Origin of the sequence: Pseudomonas sp. MWU16-30316 (assembly GCF_020515645.1) — a bacterium.
Lineage (GTDB): Bacteria > Pseudomonadota > Gammaproteobacteria > Pseudomonadales > Pseudomonadaceae > Aquipseudomonas > Aquipseudomonas cerasi.
The window spans coordinates 73,249-93,256 of sequence record NZ_JAIZAZ010000001.1 but is presented as its reverse complement, the minus strand read 5'-3'; the positions used below and the strand labels follow the sequence as shown (position 1 = coordinate 93,256).

18 protein-coding genes are annotated in these 20,008 nt (G+C 57.9%); 14 read left to right on the top strand and 4 right to left on the bottom strand.

What is annotated here, in order from left to right; translation table 11 throughout:
* The first annotated feature begins 190 nt into the window (after window positions 1-190).
* The 6 genes from LCH65_RS00535 (at window position 191) to LCH65_RS00510 (ending at window position 5,652) form a co-directional block, all read left to right on the top strand.
* Window positions 191-1,027, top strand: a complete 837-nt coding sequence (locus tag LCH65_RS00535) for an energy transducer TonB (RefSeq protein WP_226439053.1) — start codon at window positions 191-193, stop codon at window positions 1,025-1,027.
* Between the two features lie 10 nt (window positions 1,028-1,037).
* Window positions 1,038-1,730 carry a MotA/TolQ/ExbB proton channel family protein gene (locus LCH65_RS00530; RefSeq protein ID WP_003431782.1) on the top strand — a complete coding sequence of 231 codons (693 nt, stop codon included), beginning with the start codon at window positions 1,038-1,040 and terminating at the stop codon, window positions 1,728-1,730.
* A gap of 1 nt (window position 1,731) precedes the next feature.
* Window positions 1,732-2,136, top strand: a complete 405-nt coding sequence (locus LCH65_RS00525; RefSeq protein WP_054081927.1) for a biopolymer transporter ExbD — start codon at window positions 1,732-1,734, stop codon at window positions 2,134-2,136.
* 72 nt (window positions 2,137-2,208) lie between these two features.
* Entirely contained in the window at window positions 2,209-4,515 is a 2,307-nt protein-coding gene (locus LCH65_RS00520; protein WP_054081926.1) for a TonB-dependent receptor, read from the top strand.
* A 264-nt stretch (window positions 4,516-4,779) separates the two neighbouring features.
* On the top strand, window positions 4,780-5,019 hold the full coding sequence (locus LCH65_RS00515) for a hypothetical protein (protein ID WP_003317071.1): 240 nt from the start codon (window positions 4,780-4,782) through the stop codon (window positions 5,017-5,019).
* Between the two features lie 81 nt (window positions 5,020-5,100).
* Window positions 5,101-5,652, top strand: coding sequence for a hypothetical protein (locus LCH65_RS00510; RefSeq protein WP_032609190.1), 552 nt, complete (start codon window positions 5,101-5,103; stop codon window positions 5,650-5,652).
* 43 nt (window positions 5,653-5,695) lie between these two features.
* On the opposite strand, the gene LCH65_RS00505 is transcribed toward LCH65_RS00510, so the two are convergent.
* The 3 genes from LCH65_RS00505 to LCH65_RS00495 all read right to left on the bottom strand — a co-directional run bounded on the left by LCH65_RS00505 (window position 5,696) and on the right by LCH65_RS00495 (window position 10,545).
* Complete coding sequence (locus LCH65_RS00505; RefSeq protein WP_003368973.1) at window positions 5,696-6,331, bottom strand: hypothetical protein; 636 nt, start codon at window positions 6,329-6,331, stop codon at window positions 5,696-5,698.
* Window positions 6,332-6,773: 442 nt separating this feature from the next.
* Entirely contained in the window at window positions 6,774-9,692 is a 2,919-nt protein-coding gene (locus tag LCH65_RS00500; RefSeq protein WP_003431789.1) for an EAL domain-containing protein, read from the bottom strand.
* Window positions 9,693-9,723: 31 nt separating this feature from the next.
* Complete coding sequence (locus tag LCH65_RS00495) at window positions 9,724-10,545, bottom strand: phosphate/phosphite/phosphonate ABC transporter substrate-binding protein (RefSeq protein ID WP_161437890.1); 822 nt, start codon at window positions 10,543-10,545, stop codon at window positions 9,724-9,726.
* A 314-nt stretch (window positions 10,546-10,859) separates the two neighbouring features.
* Here LCH65_RS00495 and LCH65_RS00490 point away from each other — a divergent pair, with 314 nt between their 5' ends.
* Window positions 10,860-11,747, top strand: coding sequence for a serine hydrolase domain-containing protein (locus LCH65_RS00490; protein ID WP_003368979.1), 888 nt, complete (start codon window positions 10,860-10,862; stop codon window positions 11,745-11,747).
* Window positions 11,748-11,820: 73 nt separating this feature from the next.
* Here the strand turns inward: LCH65_RS00490 and LCH65_RS00485 are convergent, their stop codons facing one another.
* Window positions 11,821-12,951, bottom strand: a complete 1,131-nt coding sequence (locus LCH65_RS00485) for an ROK family transcriptional regulator (protein WP_003431794.1) — start codon at window positions 12,949-12,951, stop codon at window positions 11,821-11,823.
* Between the two features lie 165 nt (window positions 12,952-13,116).
* Between LCH65_RS00485 and LCH65_RS00480 the strand changes: the two genes are divergently transcribed.
* The 7 genes from LCH65_RS00480 to LCH65_RS00450 are packed head-to-tail and all read left to right on the top strand — an operon-like array spanning window position 13,117 to window position 19,936.
* Window positions 13,117-14,433: an extracellular solute-binding protein gene (locus LCH65_RS00480; protein ID WP_054081923.1), complete on the top strand. Its 1,317-nt coding sequence runs from the start codon at window positions 13,117-13,119 to the stop codon at window positions 14,431-14,433.
* The gene (locus LCH65_RS00475) at window positions 14,430-15,323 is read left to right on the top strand and encodes a sugar ABC transporter permease (protein ID WP_065350681.1); all 894 of its coding nucleotides are present in this window, start codon (window positions 14,430-14,432) and stop codon (window positions 15,321-15,323) included. The genes LCH65_RS00480 and LCH65_RS00475 overlap by 4 nt, the downstream gene beginning before the upstream one ends.
* Window positions 15,320-16,213, top strand: a complete 894-nt coding sequence (locus tag LCH65_RS00470; RefSeq protein ID WP_072366268.1) for an ABC transporter permease subunit — start codon at window positions 15,320-15,322, stop codon at window positions 16,211-16,213. The genes LCH65_RS00475 and LCH65_RS00470 overlap by 4 nt, the downstream gene beginning before the upstream one ends.
* On the top strand, window positions 16,210-17,316 hold the full coding sequence (gene ugpC, locus LCH65_RS00465) for a sn-glycerol-3-phosphate ABC transporter ATP-binding protein UgpC (protein WP_072366264.1): 1,107 nt from the start codon (window positions 16,210-16,212) through the stop codon (window positions 17,314-17,316). Before LCH65_RS00470 ends, ugpC begins: the two co-directional genes overlap by 4 nt.
* Window positions 17,317-17,322: 6 nt before the next feature.
* Entirely contained in the window at window positions 17,323-18,084 is a 762-nt protein-coding gene (locus tag LCH65_RS00460) for a glycerophosphoryl diester phosphodiesterase (protein ID WP_003368990.1), read from the top strand.
* A complete protein-coding gene (locus LCH65_RS00455) occupies window positions 18,081-18,824 on the top strand; it encodes an inositol monophosphatase family protein (protein WP_003431801.1) in 744 nt (247 codons plus the stop codon). Before LCH65_RS00460 ends, LCH65_RS00455 begins: the two co-directional genes overlap by 4 nt.
* Window positions 18,824-19,936, top strand: coding sequence for an endo-1,4-beta-xylanase (locus LCH65_RS00450; protein ID WP_226439052.1), 1,113 nt, complete (start codon window positions 18,824-18,826; stop codon window positions 19,934-19,936). Before LCH65_RS00455 ends, LCH65_RS00450 begins: the two co-directional genes overlap by 1 nt.
* Window positions 19,937-20,008 lie beyond the last annotated feature (72 nt).

The window sequence follows — 20,008 nt, the reverse complement described above, 5'->3', positions numbered from 1 at the left end:
AAATGCCTTGCCTAATGAAATTTACGAACAATTGCGCGACAGGCCGGGTTCACTTTCAACAGCAGAAAACCACGATCACACGGCGGCGGTCATAATTAATACACACAACGAGTATTAATATCAGCTCCAGTTGAAACGAGCCTCTCGCCAACACGACGGGCTTGTATTCTTTCACGGGTGAGCTGAATTCATGTCAACGCTGATACTGTCCCGCCGCTTACCGCCGCGTCAGCTACGCCACTGGCCCCATCAGCCTGTGGGTAACTGCAACGTTGCCCCTTCGTCGCTTGTCGTCCAGCAGCACAGCCACAACGCACCACGTACATGGCCGCACGCCGCATTGGCGATTGCACTGGCGATCGGGTTGCATGCCGCGCTGGCAGCGTGGCTGATGGCCGATCACCCGCAAGCGCCCGAGCCGACCCCGCCGATGCCGATCACCGTGCAGTGGGTACCGCCGCCCGTTGCGCTGCCGGTAGCCCAGCCGACGCCGCCTGAGCCCACCCCTCAGCCAGCACCGGAGCCGCCTGCGCCTGCGCCAGCTCCCAGGCCTGAGCCAGCCCCCACGCCAGCGCCTCCTGAGCCCAAACCTGCCGAGCTACCCAAGCCCAAGGCGCAGCCCAGAACCGCACCAAGCAAACCTGTCGCCAAACCTGCTGCGCCGGCGCCTTCCATCGCGGCACCCACACCGACGCCTGCTGCAGCGCCAGCGCCAAGACCTGCGCCAGCGGCACCACAGACCACCACCGCGCCCATAGGCCGCGCCGGTTACCTGAACAATCCGCCACCGGTCTACCCGCCCGCCGCCGCACGCCGCCATCAGGAAGGCACGACGATGCTGCGTGTGCATGTGCTGCCCAACGGACGTACCGACCAGGTGCAGGTGCTGCAAAGCAGCGGCGTCCCGGCGCTGGACGACGCCGCGCAGGCAGCGGTCCGGCAATGGACCTTTATTCCCGCCAAACGCGGCGACACCCCGGTAGAAGGCTGGGTCAACGTCCCCATGGCTTTCAAACTCGCACCCTGAGGCTCACGTCATGAACACTGCTTACTCCGTACTCATTACCCAATCCTCAATGGCCCTGCTGGTGATTTTCTCGCTGGTGACCTGGGCGCTGCTGCTCGGCAAGACCTTTCAGCACTGGCGACTGACCCGGCAGAACCGACGCTACGCCACGCAGTTCTGGGCCGCCCGCGACCTCAAAAATGCGCTGCACCTGCCAAACAGTGAAGGCAGCCTGGCGCGCCTGACCGATGCCGGCGCGCAGGCCCTCGCCGCGCCCCACGACTCGCCGGACCTGGGCCACAGCTGGAACCGCCAGGACTTGCTCGAGCGCAGCCTGCGCCAACAGATCCACAAGGAACGTCGTCGCTTGGAGAGCGGCATGATCCTGCTGGCATCGATCGGCAGCACCGCGCCCTTCATCGGCCTGTTTGGTACGGTGTTCGGGATCATTCATGCACTCACTGCGATCAGCCAGGCCAGGTCGGCGAGCATTGCGGTGGTCGCCGGGCCCATTGGCGAAGCGCTGGTAGCGACCGGCGTCGGCATCGCCGTCGCGGTGCCTGCGGTGCTGGCCTACAACTTCTTCGGGCGGCGTCTGAAGCTGGTGATCGCGGACCTTGAGGAGTTCGCCGTGGATTTCCTCAACCTCTCGCAACGCAACGCCTTCCGGCTGCAACCCGACCATCGCGACAAGACGGCCCCGAGCCTGAAAGGAGTGAGCTGACATGTCCTTCTCCACGTCCAATGATGACGATGCAATCAGCGACATCAACATCACGCCGTTGGTGGATGTGATGCTGGTGCTGCTGGTGACCTTCATCGTCACCGCACCGCTGCTCAATAACGCAATACCGCTGGACCTGCCGCAGACCGTCACCACCACCTCACTGGATCAGGCCGACCCGGTGGTGCTGAGTGTCGACGCCACTGGCGGCGTGTTCATCGACAGCGAAGCTGTAGCGCTGGAGCAACTTCCGGAGGCGCTGCAAGCCCTGCACAGCAAAAACCCGGACGTCGCCGTCAGCCTGCGCGCCGATCAGGCGACGGGTTACGGCCGCGTGGCGCAGGTACTGGCCGATGTGCAGAAGGCCGGCATCAGTCGCCTGTCGGTGATTACCGAAAGCCCCTGAAACAAAAACCTGTCGTTAACCATATGACCCGCCGCAAGCGCGGCACCCTGACGCCCCCAGGAAAATCTTTCCATGAACAATCGATCGATACCGCGTGCCCCTCGATTCCCGGTAACGCGCCTAGCGCTGCTGGTTTCATTGAACTCACTGTGCCTGATCAGCCCGTTCATTCAGGCCGATGACGAGGTGCCCACCTCGGTAACGGCGCCCGCCAGCGACGACACCGCCGCCATGACGCTGGGCACGGTGTCAGTGATCGGTCAGGGCGAGACTCGCCAGGTGCAGCGCGTGACGCAAAAGGATGTGAAGGCTTACTCGGCAGGCACCAGCCCGATGAAGGTTCTGCAACGCCTGCCTGGGGTCAACTTTCAGTCTGGTGACCCGCTGGGCCGTGAGGAAGGCAGCCAGCGCATCAGCCTGCGTGGCTTCGATATGCACCACCTGGGCTACACGCTGGACGGCGTCACCCTCGGCAACATGAGCTTCGGCAACTTCAACGGCCTGAGCATCACCCGGGCGATCATCGCTGAAAACATCGCCTCCAGCGAAGTGGCACCCGGCATCGGCTCACTGGGCACGGCATCGAACAGCGATCTGGGCGGCACCATCCAGTTCACCAGTTCCAATCCCGATAAAGAGTTCGGCGCGCGCCTGTCGCAAACCCTGGGCAGCTACGACACCTCGCGCACTTTCATGCGGGTCGATACTGGCGAATACAACGGACTTTCAGCGTACGTGTCAGGCGAAAAGTACGATGCCGACGCCTGGAAAGGCCACAGCAACCCGCAAAAGTCCGACGCAGTGAACGCCAAGGTCAACTACAACTTCGGCGACAACCGGGTCAGTTTCTTCCACAGCACCTCGTCACATGACGAAGCCAACCTGCCGAACCTGTCGAAGAGCATCATCCAGCGTCTGGGCTACAACTGGAGCTACTACACGCCGGACTGGACCCGCGCGGTCAATGCGGCCAACGGCATTTATACCGGCGGGGTAACCAGCGCAAACGATGCGACCTACAACGCCAGCAGCCTGCGCGACGACGAACTGGACATCCTCAACGGCAATTTCTCGCTGACCGATGATCTGGTCCTGGACGCGACCGTCTATCACCACCATGACTCGGGTCGGGGCAACTCGTATTACCCGTTCGTCTACACCAGCGGCTCGACGACAGTGCCGAGCAATTCGATTCGCAGCACAAAATACGGCATCGATCGAACCGGCTTCCAGAGCTCGCTGACCTACTATCTAGGCCAGCATGAAATTCAGGGCGGGTTCTGGATTCAGTCCAACAAGAACGACATTTCGCGCTACCTGTTCGATACCACCAATGCGACGCCGCAGAACCACATCGTCAAAACCGATGGCCTGCCCCTGGCGGCCACCGTTCTGGATCAGAGTTACAACGACCTGACCCGGCAGTTCTACCTGCGCGACACCTACACCCTGCTCGATGACCGCCTCAAACTTGAGTTCGGCGCGAAAAATACTGTGACGACCTCAACAGCCGAAGGCAAAGGCGGCGGTTACGCCAGTGGCTCGCTGCAAGCGAGGGACAGGTTTCTGCCGCAAATAGGCGCAACCTACAAACTCGACGAGGACGACGAAGTCTTCACTTCTTACTCGGAAAACATGGCTGCGTTCCCGAGTGGCGGGTACAGCCCGTTCTTCACGACGCAGAGCGCCGTCGATGCGCAGAACGGCTTCAAGGACCTGAAGCCGGAAACCTCGAAAACCGTCGAATTGGGCGTGCGCCGCAGCACCAAACTGTATTCGGCCTCGGCGGCGATCTACAACACCAAATTCGATAACCGCCTGGTCGCCATCACCAACTGCACCGGCATCGTCATCTGCCAGAACGGCGTCGCCAACGTCGGCTCGGTCACCAGTCGAGGACTGGAACTGTCGTTCGGCCTGACGCCCAATGAAAACTGGCGCTGGTCCAACTCCATGTCCTACAACCACAGCACTTACGACGATGACTACGCCAGCGGCGGCAACACCGTTCATGTCAAAGGCAAAACCGTAGTCGATACACCGAAACTGATGTATTCGAGCAACCTGGACTGGACTTGGGAACACTGGAACGCCGGCTTGCAAGGCAGTTACATCAGCAAGCGCTATTACACCTACACCAATGACTCCAGTGTCAGCGGCTACTGGCTGGCAAACGCCAACCTCGGCTATGACTTCGGCAAACTCGGCGCCCTCAAGGACACCACGCTGTCGCTGAACATGGTCAACCTGTTCGACAAACGCTACATCTCCACCCTCAACACCGACGCCAGCGCAGCCACCGACCCGGCGGGCAACCTGCAGATCCTTCAAGTGGGCACACCGCGCAGCGCGTTTGTAACACTGGGCGTGAAGCTCTGATCGTTGCTGACTGAGGACGGGCGAAGGATCGCCCCATCCGCCACTTGCATTGAGTGACGCTGCGCGGTGTGCTCCTGGAGACAGGATCCTGCGGGAACGGGCCTGCTCCTGAAGACAGGCATCTGTGGGAGCGAGCTTGCTAGCGAAGGCAATCTGCCAGTCGCTGCATAATACGTGTCGGTTGCCAGCCCCACGGCGACGAACAGCGCACGGTGCTGCATACTCCCCCGCATCTATAGCGCCTGACTTCCATCTGGACACACCATGACACCCAACGCAGAACTCTATAACCCCTCCACCGAATATGCCGACAAACTGATCTCGCGCATCGGTCAAACCCCTTCGTGGATTGCCAAGCGCATCGGGGTGACCGACAAACGCATTCGCTACATCCTCGATGGGGAACGGACCGTCAAGGGCGAGACCACGCCGATTCAGATGACCTATACCGAGCAGTTTGCGCTGGAGTGCCTTGTGGCAGAGGCTATAGCGCTGAGGATGTAGGCCAGCAGGCTATCAAGCATTGCCCTTGAATCTGAGGTTCCTGATAATCACGCCCCCAAATAACTCAGACAAGGAAATGCAGTGAAAGGAAATCTACTGTTGGTTGCGGTGCTTGCACTGTTGATACAAGGCTGTGGCGTGACCATGACGCGTTACGAGCCCAGCTTCGATAACGTCCAGAAGCTCAAGCAAACGCCTCCCCTTTTACCGATCCGTCAGACTCAGGTCAGCGCTGCGGCAGGTCAGGATTCACTGCAAGTGCGCGGCAATCCTGTCACATCCCCTAGCGGCAGCATCACGCAACACATCCAGGATGCCCTGACGGGTGAACTGGACCGCGCAGGTCTCATCGACCCGCAATCGCCACGCCAGCTAAATGTGCTGGTTACGCAGAATGAACTGACCGCTGGAATGGGTACAGGCACCGGCACAATCGCCGCGCACTTCACCCTGATCAACGGCGCGAAAGTTGAATATGACGCTACCAAGCAGGTCAGCAGCCAATGGAACAGCAGTTTTTTGGGGGCCGTCGCTATCCCCAATGCGGCAAACGCCTACAACCCGTTGGTGCGTGATTTGCTCAAGGCTTTATACAGCGACCCACTGTTTACCCAAGCGCTGAATCACAAATAAAAAAAGAGCCCAAATGGGCTCTTTTTTTCGGGCGGTCAGTTCATTACGCCTGCGGAACAGTAACCTTCAGCATTGAGTACTTCAGACTCTGGCTCTCCACCAACTGCTTGAGCAGTGAATTGACCTGGCGCGTAAACGTATCGTTAACAGCCTTCTGCGGTGTATTGGCCATCATCGGCACAAACCAGATACCTATCCAGGTGTTGATTGCATCATGGTTACCGACTGTTCTCAGCACCTTGCCCTGGGAATCCTGCGCATCCAGGCTCATGCTGTACTGATCGGTGGCCATCGACGGAATAATAGTCAGAGTCAGACCACTGATAAACGCCATCACCAATTGGCCACCGCTTGGCGGATGGTTATACACCTTGAGGTGCAGGCTGTAGTCGCCTGGCTGTTTCTTGAACTCATCAAGGGTCACTCGGCCAAACAACCCAGAGTCAGTCAGCGCTTTTTGCAGTTGGGGCTTGAGTGCATCCCGGGCTTGCGGTACTTCTACTGCGCCGGTGGTTCCGGGTGTGCCCTGGTAGAAATCGAACGCAACGAACACGTTGGGTTTATTCGTGTAGCTGGCCATGGAAGGCATGGTGACTGGCGCTACTTCGTCCTTGGTAAAACTGGCGCAGCCGCTCAATACCAGCATTGCCGCAAGGCCCAGTGTCTTCAAGCGTTTCATTTACGATTTTCCTTAGTCAATAACAGAACGTCTGTCCGAATCCATTCAAGAATTGCGGCCTTACCACTGCCTCATACGACAGCGATAGAGGCCACTATTGTGCCATCAACTAAAACTTCGTCAATAATCTTAAGGCTGGCGCAGACCTCCAGGCGAATGATCTGAGAAACCCTTGGCCACAGCCGCAAAGGATTTCATGCTCTGGGTCGTCTCACGATACTTCGTTACCACCGTTCGCCAATGATTGAAATTGGAAGCGGGTTGACCCAACACTCAGCATGCTGTTGGACACGCTTTACGACGGAGGCTTCATTCGAATAGAGGATTCTCACGCGACCCACATCGTGCAAATCCCCCCTGAAGCTGTCGGCTAACAGCTAAAAGTGGGCGCTGCGTACAGCGGCGCGCCATGACCGCTCTCGCAGAGGCTATCACTACTACGCTACGCCACACCGCTTTCAGAAAACCCTATATCCAGACTGCGTGACGATTTGATCATCGCTGCACACTCATCACTGATGACAGGCTTACTGAAAAGATAACCCTGCATTTGATCGCAGCCATACGCCACGAGCAGCTCTAGCTGGTCGACTGTTTCAACGCCTTCTGCAATGACCTTAAGACCCAATTCGTGCGCCAGTACGATTACTGCCCTGGTGATCGCGGCGTCCTCATGATTGCTGGTGATATCCTTTATGAACGCCCTGTCGATTTTGAGGGCATCAAGAGGAAACCGCTTCAGGTAGGCCAAACTGGAATAGCCTGTTCCGAAATCATCGACGGAGAGGCTTATACCATACGATTTTATATCTCGAAGTATCTCAACCGCCGACTCGGGATCGATCATCAGCATCGACTCGGTCAGTTCGAACTCTAAAAGAGCGGGGTTGATACCGTATGCTTCAACGACGTGCTTGACGGTCTCAGCCAGGCCTTTGACTTGAAGCTGCCTGACGGACAGATTGATGGCGATCGGTACCAGCCTTATGTTGTTCTCTTCCCAGCTTTTTAGGGTTTCACAGACTTTCCGTATAACCCAAACGCCGACAGGAATGATCAGGCCAGTGTCCTCAAGAATAGGGATAAAATCGGCCGGAGAAATCATACCTTGCTCCGGGTGATTCCAGCGCAATAAAGCCTCTAGACCACTTATCCTGCCATCGGCGAGGCTGACCTTTGGCTGAAAATGCAGAATAAACTCATCGCGATCAAGCGCACCCCGCAATAGCGTTTCCGTTTGCAAGCGTCTGGTTAAACTTTCGTTCATTCTGGCGTTGTAAAACTTGAAATTGTTACGGCCACTTTTTTTCGCATGGTACATGGCGGTGTCCGCATTCTTCAAGATAACGCCAGTGTCACGCCCGTCAAACGGATAATTAGCGATGCCTACACTCGCTGAAACGAATATATCCTGACCGCCAAGGTTGAACGGTTTGCCCAGCGCATCAACAACGTGGGTCGCCAGCGATTTTATGAGGCTCTCGGAATAGACGTTGTGTGTGACGACAATCGAAAATTCATCGCCTCCCAGCCGCGCAACCACACTGTTCTCATCCATGCAGCCTTTCAAGCGTCGACCCGCCTGGATAAGCAATTGATCGCCTACTGAATGCCCCATGGTGTCATTGACGGCCTTGAACCTGTCCAAATCTATGAATATGACGCTTACTGCATCTGGCGCTGACGTTGTCCGACTAATTATCTCGCGCAGATAATTGCTGAGAAACCAGCGATTAGGCAGATGGGTAAGCGAATCATTTTCGGCCAGGTAGGTGAGCTTTCTCTTTGCGTCATACCTTTCAAGCGCGGCTGCCAAAAGGTTGGCAAGTGTTTGAAGGTAGCTGACATCTTCACGCGTAAAGGTGTAATCCCTGCTGGCATACACACCAAGAACGCCCTTGAAGACCTCCCTGCAAGAGATATCAACCTCCAGGCCACTTCTAATATTGCAAACGTCCACTGTTTCACCAGGAAGCAGCGCGTACCTGCTATCTGGCGCATCAGCATTAATGAAAAACCCGACAGAAGCAGCAGTCCCGCTCGAAAAATCATTGTGATAACCACTGCGGATCTCAACGTCGGTGAAGCCAACCTCCGCGCTGAGGATGACCTCATGATTCACTCGATCAATGACCCGTAAAGCGGCCTTGCTCAAGTTCAATCCTTGCGCCGCAGTCAGTGTTGCCCGTTCACCCAGAACACTGACGTTTTCCTCGGTCAACGCCTGCTGGCCAAACAAGGCGATAAGGTTTTGCCTTCTGGAGTTATCCAGAATCGCCACCTCAAACTCTTTTCGATCGGTGATATCGATATCGATGCAGATATATTTTTCAACGCCGCCCAGGTCATCGAGAATAGGTATGATAGTGCGTCGATGCCATGCAACCTTGCCGCTGCGACCTGAGAGCCTGACCTCACCGTTCCACACCTCATTTTCCGGTGCCCATTGCCACGGTTCAGTGGTTGAAGACATGCCGGTCCAGACCTCATCGATCGTCAACTCTAAAAGCTCGGCTCGCGAGTGCTGTGAGCTTGTTACGAATCGTTCGTTAACGTAGGTGATACGTCCGGAGGCCGACACTTCGCAAACGATGGACACCTCATCCAGGGCATTTTTATGCTGCACCAAGGTATTCATCAACGATTCGATACGCAGACCAAAGTGATTGCGCATACTTGCGGCAGTGCGGTTTACCGCTTTTATAGCCTCCTGTATTTCCATGGGAGCATCAGCGACCAACATCGCTTCTGCTGCCACTGCACCTGAAGCAATTTCCGCCTCATAAGAGTGAAGTTTGCCCAGGTGAGCAAGCGAACGCTTGATCATGAACCCCATCAACATCAAACTTATCAGCAGAAAAAATACCGCAAACAATGTAGCCTGGATCACAAGACTATAGAGTTCGGCAGCAATTCTCTCGGCATTAAAAGACAAACGCATCACGCCATAATCTTTTCCGCCAATAGTGATCGGGCGATTGACATCGAATAATCTTGCAGCGACTTCAGACTCTATCCACGCAGGCGCTCTTCCAACCGGCGCACTGGCTGCCTCAAGGCGAATCACGCCACCCGACAGGTCAATAAACATGGCCGACTTGAACGGCGAGCGAGCCAGGGTTTTTTCGAGGGTTCTTTTGATGGTGTCGTAATCGCCGATGACGACACTTTCCTCAACCGCTTGCGCCGCAACCTCAATGAGCATGTTAGCGGTGTCTTGTATCTCTTCAATATGCTGAAGCAGCTGGTTTTTATAAAACAGTCCCAGCCCTGTCGTCAAAAAAGTCAGTATCAGAATGGATAACATCGCCAGTATTCGCGACGTCAGTGATTTGGGCAGCAGGCTTTTAAAGAAATTCATTAACAGCCTCTCCAGCTAACGTTGAAATTATTTACTTAAGGTTTGCTGGCAAACTGTTATAAAAATCACGATAGGACGCATAATCCGCTTCCGTCGCAGGAATGAAGGTAATCGGTGCCGGTGCATGGACCAGCTCGGTCGCCTCACGAAGAACCCTGCTACCGTCGGGATCGTTTTGCATATTAAAAAATGCGTTGGCGACCGCATCACGTTCTTTTTTAGAAACCCGAGGGGATGCCATGAGGGCCAAATCATTGAACGAGGCTGAACTCCACAGTACGCGGAACGACTTCCCTTCTCTCTCCGTGTAGCCGCTTACCAGCTGTGAATTGGCTCCCATCGCTTGAGCCTTACCACTGAGGAGTTGGCTGAAAGCACCGTCCATGTTCCCTGCAAACACAGTAGACGTGTTGATCCCTTTCTTGACCAATTCCGAGCTTGTGACTTTATAAGCAATGAACGCTTCCGGTCCCGGGTACACGACTTCCTTGCCCTCCAGCTCCGAAAGGCTATGAATTGGCGAGTCGTCAGGCACCACGATTTGCCCCTCAAGCGCAGGCGCGTCACGGCGACCAAACACCTTCCAGCCCATCTTGTCGCGTTCCGGGCTAAACAGATGATTGGTAAAAGCGAAATCAACTTCTTGGGCGAGCACATAACTCGTTGTATCAGAGGACGTTCTCCCTAACTTCAGCGTAAGATTCACGCCGCTTTTTTCGGACACATACTTTATGATTGGATTCCAAAAGCTGGCTGAAAGATTAAGATTGTACTGATTGACGGGCGAAAAGTTGTACACTTTAAGCTCTTCAGAAATCGCCACATTCGACAAGGCAAACGACAGGGCGATCATTATAGCTTTGCAGCTCAGGCGTAACTTCACTTGTCAACTCCGACTGTACAATACGGCTTATTCAACGATGATTAGAGCCAACTTAATTTCAGCAATATCGTATAATCGGCCGAGTTTCTTGAATCTTAAGCACCGATTGCATGAATAAATGTTAATGGCCAGCCAACGCACCTGCCTGCCCCGCCAAATGCGGCTAATGGCCAAAAGCAGTCGTGCATCACAGCACAAACGGCTGACGTCCCCCCACACGGCAAAGAAGAGTAATTGGGATATCTTGTCGGGCTGTCGATCCGCTCACCACTCCAGGGAAGCCAATGCTCATTTCACTCTTGTCCAATGGTCGGCCACAAACGCCAGACCGATTGGAACTGATAGCCCCATGGTGGAGCTTTACGAAAACGGTCCTGGCTACGACAGCCCTCTCGTTGGTACAGGATGGACTGACCGGGTTGGACGACCCTATCCCTGATCAACCTTTCACTTTGCGCCAGCTACTGCGGCATGAAGCAGGCCTGGCTGATTACGGAGAACTTGCGGAGTATCACACCGCCGTTGCTAACGGTGAGCCCGCTTGGCCGGCAGATGAAATGATGCGACGTCTTGACGGTACTCGACTTCGATACAGCCCTGGAAACGGCTGGCGTTACTCGAATGTCGGCTACTTATTCATCGGCAGGCTCATTGAACGGCTGACCGATCTGACGCTTGATGATGCAGTGATTCAACGTGCTCTTGCCCCTCTGGGTATCTCGAACGTTCGCTTTGCTAAAGCGCGAGCCGACCTACAAACGATCCCTCTGGGAAGTACCTCGAATGATGACCCCGCCTGGGTTTACCACGGCTTGTTGATAGGTCCGATTTCTCAAGCAGCGCTATTTCTGGACCGACTTCTCAGTGCAGAGCTCCTCTGCGCAGGCTTGCTTCAGGAAATGCAGACAGCACGAACACTAGGCGGCCCGATTTCAGGGCGCCCATGGATCACGCCGGGCTATGGCCTCGGCTTGATGCAAGGTTCGATTGACGGCGGGCATTCTCTAGCTGGGCACACAGGCTGCGGGCCAGGCAGCGTCATTGCTGTCTATCGCATCGGCGATGGCGACGCATCGGCTTGCTGCGCTGCTTTTGAGGCGGACGCCACTGAAGGTGCCGTTGAAGCCATCGTCGTTGAGCAACTGATGCAAGCTCTAAGACAGAAGGGCTGAGGGCGTCAAAATGCTTTTGGCGTAGATGTCATCATGCGTTGAATGCCCGCTTCGACTCGATACTGACGACAGATCAAACAAAAAACCGCTCTTTCAACGGCACCAACGCCGCCCCCAGAGCCGCCGCATCGCCATTCGTCTCGCTCAGCAATAACTGCGGCCGAGGCGGTGGAGAGTTGTAGCGATGGGTGCCCCAGAAAGTCGTCGCGGCGATCAGGCGTTTTCCCAATTCGGGCGGTAATTGCCCGCCAAACACCACGGCCTGCGGATCGAACAACCCGGCCAGTGCGTTGACCAGACGATCCAGGGTGGGCTTGACGCGTGTCAGCCAGGTATCCACACCGGGCCAGTCGAGGTCGAAGCGCGAGCGCAGGTCTTCGATCGAGTCGACCTGCACGCCGCTCTGATGCAGGTCTTCGAGCAAGTAACGCAGAGCCGGACGGTTTATCGATTCTTCGTCGTTGTAGAGGGTGATCTCGCCTGCGTTGCCGTGGCTGCCGAAGTACGGCTTGCCGTTAATCACGACGCCCGCGCCGAAGCCGAAGTTGAATGACAGGTAGATGAAGTTGCTGGCCCAGGCGCCCACACCGACCAGGCTTTCGCCGATGGCTGCGGTGGTGGCGTTGTTTTCCAGCCAGACCGGCATGCCGAATCGTTCTTCCAGCACCGGTTGCAGGTCCATCAATGACCAGTCGCGCAGCGGTTCAGGCGCATTGATCTGGCGGTTCTCGAGAAAAAAGCCGGCAATCGCGAAGCCCATGCCGACGACCCGTTGCACTTCGATGCCGTTGCGCTGAAGCATGCGTTCGATGGTCTTTTCCAGCGAATCCAGGGTGCTGTTGCGGCTTAACGGCGGCGTGCGTAGGGTGACCTGTTCCAGCACATTGCAGCCCAAATCGGCGACGCAGACCACTGCCGAGTCGGTGTTGATCGATACACCGATGGCATACACCGCTTCGTTGATCAGTTCGATCCGCGGGCTGGGTTGGCCGCGACCGTTTTTGACGCGCTCACCGCTGCGCAGCAGACCACGGCTGATCAGTTCTTCGATAAGCCGGTGCACCGACTGTTGAGCCAGGTCCATCTCGGTCGAAACCGTGGCACGGGTGATCGCGCCTCGACGACGAAGGATGTCCAGCAGCTTGCGTTCATTGAGGCTCAACGGTTGATGCGAATCAAGTGGCGTGTCGAGGTCGAGAGGCATGGAATCTTCAAATCATAGGAGGATTAAAACAGTCGGCGCGTGAAGCAGTGTATCGCCCACCATCCATTGCACACTTCAATCATGAAAATTTAATAAAAGTCGCGCAGGTCACAAATACTACACACAACCTGTATTAAATGGCATTGAGTTCTTGTGAGTGTTCTCATGCCTTCCATCCGTAAGCTATTTTCCACGCTGGCCCTGCTGTCGCTCGCTGCACACACTTTCGCCGCACCGGCCGAGTTCTGGTACAGCCACAGTGGCGCGGCCGGGAGTGCCATCGCGGACTTGTGCAGAAGCTTCAATGCGCAACGCGAGGAAGAAGATCGTCTGCACTGCATTCGCCAGGGCAGCTATGAGCAGACGCTGCAGAAAACCGTCGCCGCTTACCGGGCGGGCATAGGCCCGGCACTGGTGGAGATTTACGACGTCGCCACGCCTGACATGCTCTTGGGCGGTGCCACCCGACCTGTCGAGGCGATCATGGCCGATCATCACAGGGCCTATCCCGACGACACCTTTCTGCCAGCGTTGCGGCGCTATTACGCCGACGATCACGGCACGCTCGCGGCGCAGCCTTTTGCGGCGTCCACAGCCGTGCTCTACACGCATAGAAATGCGCTGGCCGCTGCCGGGATCAGTGCGCCACCCGCCACATGGGAAGCTTTTGCGGATGCCTTGCGAGCCCTTAAGAAAAGCGGCCAGAAATGCCCGGTCGTCAGCGCGTTTGCGCCCTGGATCTGGCTGGAGCAGACCAGCGCAGCGCAAGGCACCGCCGTTGCCGTTCGCTCCGCAGGCAGTGACCGTTATCAATTCGACGAAGGCTCCCATCTGCGTCTCATGAAAGACCTCGCGCAATGGGCCCGTGAAGGTCTGGTGGTCCATGAGGATGCAACCCGCAGCGGACAGCAGGCACTGGCGTTTGCCACCGACGACTGCGCCATGCTGATCGACTCCACCGGGGCGTGGAATGTTGTGCACAGCACGCCCGAATCCGATATTCAGGTCACGGCACTGCCGATTTACGCGGGTACCCAGCGACGCGCCAATGTCCCCGGAGGCTCCTCGCTGTGGGTGATGCGCAGGCATTCCGTGAGGGATTACCGACTGGTGTCGGAATTTCTGGCATTCGTGCTGCAACCGGACAATCAGTTGATGTTCAGCGCACGGACGGGCTACCTGCCTGTTACTCAGGCTGCCGCCGCACGCTTGCAATCCGCAGCCAGCGAGCCATCGGCAATGACGGTCGGACTGGCAGCGCTGACCGATATCGACGGTCAGCCCTCCGCGCCTTTGCGCTGCGGTTTTATCACGCTGATGCGCCTGATCTGGTCGCAGGAAATGGAGAACGCGCTCGCGGGTCGCCAGAGCATCGATCTGGCCCTGCGCCAGACGACGCTGCGGGCCAACCAGCTGCTGGGGCTGTTTCAACAGATGCATCAGGCCCAGGCCAGCAACGACTCAAACGAGGCAACGCCATGAAACCGCGTGCGCATTTCCCACAGCCACGTCTGGCGTTACTGTTCGCCCTGCCGCAACTGCTGGCGCTCGGCCTGTTCTTCTATTGGCCTGCGATCCAGGCCATCTGGTGGTCGTTTCATCTGGTGCCACCTTTCGGCGGTAATGAAATCTTCGTTGGCCTGAGCAACTACTGGCGTGTGCTGAAAGACCCCGGCGTGCTGACGTCGCTGGGCTCGACGCTGGTGTTCAGCTTATCGAGCGTCGTGCTTTCGATCCTCATCGCGCTGGTGCTTGCCCTGTGCCTGGAACTGAAACTGCGCGGCAACGCCGTGTTTCGCAACCTGCTGATCTGGCCCTACGCGGTATCGGGCGCAACCATCGGTATCGTCTTTCATGTGCTGGCCAATCCGGTGATGGGTATTTTCGCCTGGCTCAACGCGATTGCACCCGGCACCTGGGCGCCCTACTCCAGCCCGATACAGAGCATGCTGTTGCTGATCGTGGCGTATGCCTGGTGCCTGGTGCCGTTCAACTTCGTGATGCTGGTCGCCAGCCTGAAATCGGTGCCCGACGACTACCTCGCCGCTGCAGCACTGGATGGCGCAGGTCCATTGCGGCGCATGCTCGACATACAACTGCCCCTGATCGCGCCCTATCTGTTGTTCGTGTTTGTCATCGACCTGCTGGAAAGCCTGTCGAACAGTTTCGGCCTGGTCGACACCCTCACCCAAGGCGGACCTGGCGACACCACCAATGTGCTGGCCTACAAGATTTACACCGACGGGTTCATGGGGTTGGACCTGGCAGGCTCATCGACCCTGTCAGTGCTCATGCTGCTCGCGGTGGTGGCGCTGAGCATCGCTCAATTCAAACTCCTGTCGCGCTTCCAGCGTCGCGGGGTGAAAGCATGATCGAGCATAACCGGCTGTTCAACGCAGGTGCTTACCTGCTGCTGACCCTGGGGCTGGTGTTCGCGCTGGGCCCGCTGTACATGGCGGTCTGCTCGGCGACCGTCAGCAATCCACAACTGTTCGCCCACGGTCTGGCGGTGATTCCCGGCGACCAACTGCTGGAGAATCTCCAGCAGGTCACCCGGCGTCTCAATCTGCTGCGCCTGCTGGGCAACAGCCTGCTGGTCGCCACACTGGTGGTGATCGGCAAGCTGACGCTCTCGGCGCTGACAGCCTTTGCCGTGGTGTACTTCCGCAGCCGCTACAGTTCGGTGATTTTCTTCGCCGTGCTGGGGGCGCTATTGCTGCCGCTGGAAGTACGGATCATCCCCACGTATGCAGTGGCCAGCGATCTGTTCGGCCCCGTGCGCAGCCTGTTGCACTGGCTGGGCATTCAGTGGCTGCCGCTGCCGACCATCAATTTGCTCGACAGCTACCCCGGCCTCGCCCTGCCGCTGATTGCCTCGGCGACCGGCACCTTCCTGTTCCGACAGTTCTACCAGGCGCTGCCTGCTGAGCTGGTCGAAGCCGCACGGATGGACGGTGCCGGGCCCTGGCGCTTCTTCATCGACATCCTGCTGCCATTGTCGAAGACCAACTTTGCAGCGCTCGGCACGCTGGTGTTCATCGGCGCCTGGAAGGATTACCTGTGGCCGCTGGTCGCAACCAATCGCGAGGACATGCGCACGCTGGTGCTGGGCGTCGCCAGTTTCCTGCCGACCGATGCAACTCAGGTCCCCGAGTGGAACCTGCTGATGGCCGCTGCTGTGGTCAGCATGCTGCCGCCCATCCTCGTCATTGCGCTCATGCAGCGATGGTTTGTCAAAGGCCTGATTGGAGTCGGTAAATGAACGCGCTCACCCCTATTACCTGCGCGCCGGATATTGTCCTCAAAGGCCTGCACAAAACCTATGGCACAGACCACATCCTTCACGGGCTCGACCTGGTTTTCAAGGCGGGCGAGCTCAACGTGATCCTTGGCCCGTCCGGGTGTGGCAAGTCCACGCTGCTGCGCATGGTGGCAGGGCTGGAAGAGGTCAGCCAAGGGCAGATTCTCATGGGCGGCCGCGATGTTACGCGCCTGCCGCCCAAGGAACGCGGCTGCGCCATGGTGTTTCAGAACTACGCGCTCTACCCGCACATGAGCGTGGCCGACAACATCGGCTACGCGCTCAAGCTGGCGCGGGTTACACGCAAGGAACGCGAGCAGCGCATCCGCGAGTGCGCCGCCTCACTGGGCCTGGAGGAACTGCTGCAACGCAAGCCTGGAGAACTTTCCGGCGGCCAGCGCCAGCGCGTCGCCATCGGTCGGGCGTTGATCCGCAAACCGCCGGTGCTGCTGTTCGATGAGCCGCTGTGCAATCTGGACAGCGCGCTGCGTCATGAAATGCGTCTGTTGATTCGCAGCCTGCACCGGCAGACCGGCGCGACGATCCTGTATGTCACCCACGATCAGACCGAAGCCATGACCCTCGCCGAGCGCGTGGTGATTCTCGACAAGGGCCGTGTCGAGCAGATCGGCACGCCCGCCGAGATCTACGATCAACCCGCCAGCACATTCGTTGCCAGCTTCATCGGCACGCCGCCCATGAACCTGCTGCCGGTGCATTGCCTCGACGACAGGATTTTGCTCCTCGCCGATGGGCAGCGTTTGCCCATCAGGCTCGGTATTGCCAGCAACCGGACCGGCAAATGGCTGATGGGCCTGCGCCCCGAGACCTTCATGCTCGACCAGGAAGGCGTCACTGCCACAGTCGAGTCATCGGAGAATCTGGGTAGCCACACGCTGCTGTATTGCCAACTGGCTGGAACGCGCTGCGTTGTCAGCCTCGCCGGACGGCAACATCAGATACCCGGCACCCAGGTTCGACTCGCGATCAATTCCACGCCCTTGCTGTTCGATATCGAGACCGGCCAGCGCCAGCTCGTGACCTTCTCCCACACCACCAAGTGACCCGCCATGCTCAAACCTGCTCCCCTCGTCCGCTCGTCCCTGATTGCCCATCGCGGTGCCAAGGCTTACGTGCCGGAAAACACTCTGCTGGCCCTGGAAAAAGCTGCCGAATGCGGCGCCGAGTGGGTCGAGATCGACGTGAAGCTGACCCGTGATGGCCAGCCGGTCGTGATTCATGACGACTTGCTGGACCGCACCACCAACGGCCGTGGCGCCGTCGTGCTGCATGAGCTGCAAGCTATCCGCATGCTGGACGCGGGCAGTTGGTTCGCGCCTGAATTCGCCGGCCTGCAGGTGCCGACCTTCGAAGAGATCGTGGCCTGTGCGCTGCGCCTCAACCTGGGCTTGCAGGTCGAACTCAAGCCGACCATTGGCGACGATGTCGAGACGGCGGAAGTGGTGATGCCGATCCTCAAAAATCTGTGGCCCGCCGACAACGATCGGTTGTTCGTCTCCAGCTTTTCGGTGCGCTCACTAACGGCCGCGCGACGCTTGTGGAACGATGTACCGCTGGCTATCGCCTCCGTGGTGGCGCCTGCCGACCCGGTCGCGCTGTTGGCCGAATATGACTGCCGAATACTTCACGTACTTGACGATATGCTCGATGACCATCACCTTGTTCGCCTGAAAAGCAGCGGCGTCGAATTCGCCGTGGCTACCATCAACAGCCCGAAACGTGCGCACTACCTGCTGGAACATGGCGCACAGTCGATTCTCAGTGATTACCCGGACCTGTTGAACCTGCCGAACGGAGGCTGTCTGCAATGAACAACCGACTCAGCGTCGCCATGCAAGCTGTAGAAAAGGCCACTGGCCTGGCCATGGCGTATTTTAACGACCGCCACACCCTCGACATCACCACCAAAAGTGCGCAAGACCTCGTCTCCCGCGCCGACTTTGAAGTGGAACAACTGCTGCGTGCAGAACTGAGCAAACACTTCCCCGACGATACAATCCTGGGCGAAGAAATGGGCGGCGAATTCATCACCGACGGCTGGGTCATCGACCCCATTGACGGCACCGGCAATTACCTGCGCGGCACCCCATTGTGGGGAATCGCGGTGGCGTACATGTCGGCAGGCGAGCCCGAAATCGGCGTCGTCGCCTACCCGGCACTGGGCTACACCCTGGCAGCCCGCACGGGTGATGGCTTGCTGCGCAACGGCGTCCCTTTTGTCCGCCCTCAACCACCCGAGCACCTGCGCATCGCCGGCGTCGGTGAAAACACCCGCTGGGACGCCGAAGAGATGGGCAAACTGCACCTGAGCCTGCGCCGACAGGGCTGGGGCCTCGCCGGTTATCGCTGCGCCACCATCGGCCTGGCGTTCGCCGCTTTGGGGCAGACAGACGGCTACATGGAGAAATTCACCAGCCTGTGGGACATCGCAGCAGGCGCAGTGATCTGCCGGGAAGCCGGGTTGTTGTGCACGATTGAGGGCGAGCAGAAACAAGGCTCGATGACGGTAATGGTAGGCCGTGAGGAGTTGATGGAGATTTTTGGTGCGTAATGCGCCGGGCTAGTCGACGCAGTTTTCTGACTGCGTTTGTCCGCCTGCTGGCATGCCTGCCCTTCGTCAACAGCAGGCTGCTGGCGGCAGAACCCTTTCCCGCATTGCGCCAGCCTGCAGCCGAGAAAGGTATCCGGTTCGGCTTTGCGGTTGATCCGGCAAAGCTGAATGACGATGCGGCCTATCGGCAGCTGGTCGCCCGTCAGGCCAGCATCGTTGTGCCAGAAAATGCTTTGAAGTGGCAGACCGTCCACCCCGAACCAGAGCGTTACAACTTCTCGCCCGCCGACGCAATCGCGGCGTTTGCGAAAGCGCATGACCAGCGTATGCGCGGCCACACTTTCTGCTGGCATCGCTCTTTACCCGACTGGGTTCACCACACCGTCACCCCGATGAACGCCGAAGCAGTGCTGACGGCGCACATCAGTACCGTCGCCAGCCATTATCGTGGCCTTATCAGCGCATGGGACGTCGTCAACGAAGCCATCCAGCTGGAGGACGGCCAGCCTGACGGGCTGCGCAATTCATTCTGGTATCAGATGCTCGGGCCTCGCTATCTGGACATAGCCTTCAAGGCTGCGCACAAGGCTGACCCGGACGCCCTGCTCTGCTACAACGATTACGGCCTGGAAAAGGATACCCATTACGGCGAAAGCAAACGCACTGCCGTGCTCGCCCTGCTGCGCGAGCTCAAGCAGCGGGGCATTCCCATACACGGCCTTGGCATTCAGTCCCACCTGCGTACAGGCGACACATTTGGTCCGGGCCTGTCTCGCTTTATTCTGGCAGTGCGTGATATGGGGTTGTCGATCCACATCACGGAACTCGACGTCGACGACAGCCACTTGACGGGGTCCATCGCAGATCGTGATGGATCAGTTGCAGCGACTTATAAGCGTTATCTCGACGTGGTGCTTGCCACGCGCTCGGTATCTACCGTTGTTACGTGGGGTGTTTGGGACAGCCCGCATATTGCCGGTGCCACGGCCAGCAACGGGCCGGTGGCACAGCGGGCATTGGCGTTTGGCCCACGAGGTGAGGTGAAGCCGGCGAGCTGGGTGATCGCGCATTGTTTCGAAAACGCGCAAACACAGAAGGATGCGCGGTTTTAGGCGCATAGCAGCCTTCATGGCAGCAGTATCGCCAGAGCGGTTCAGCGCTTTCTGACGCCTGAAAACGACGAA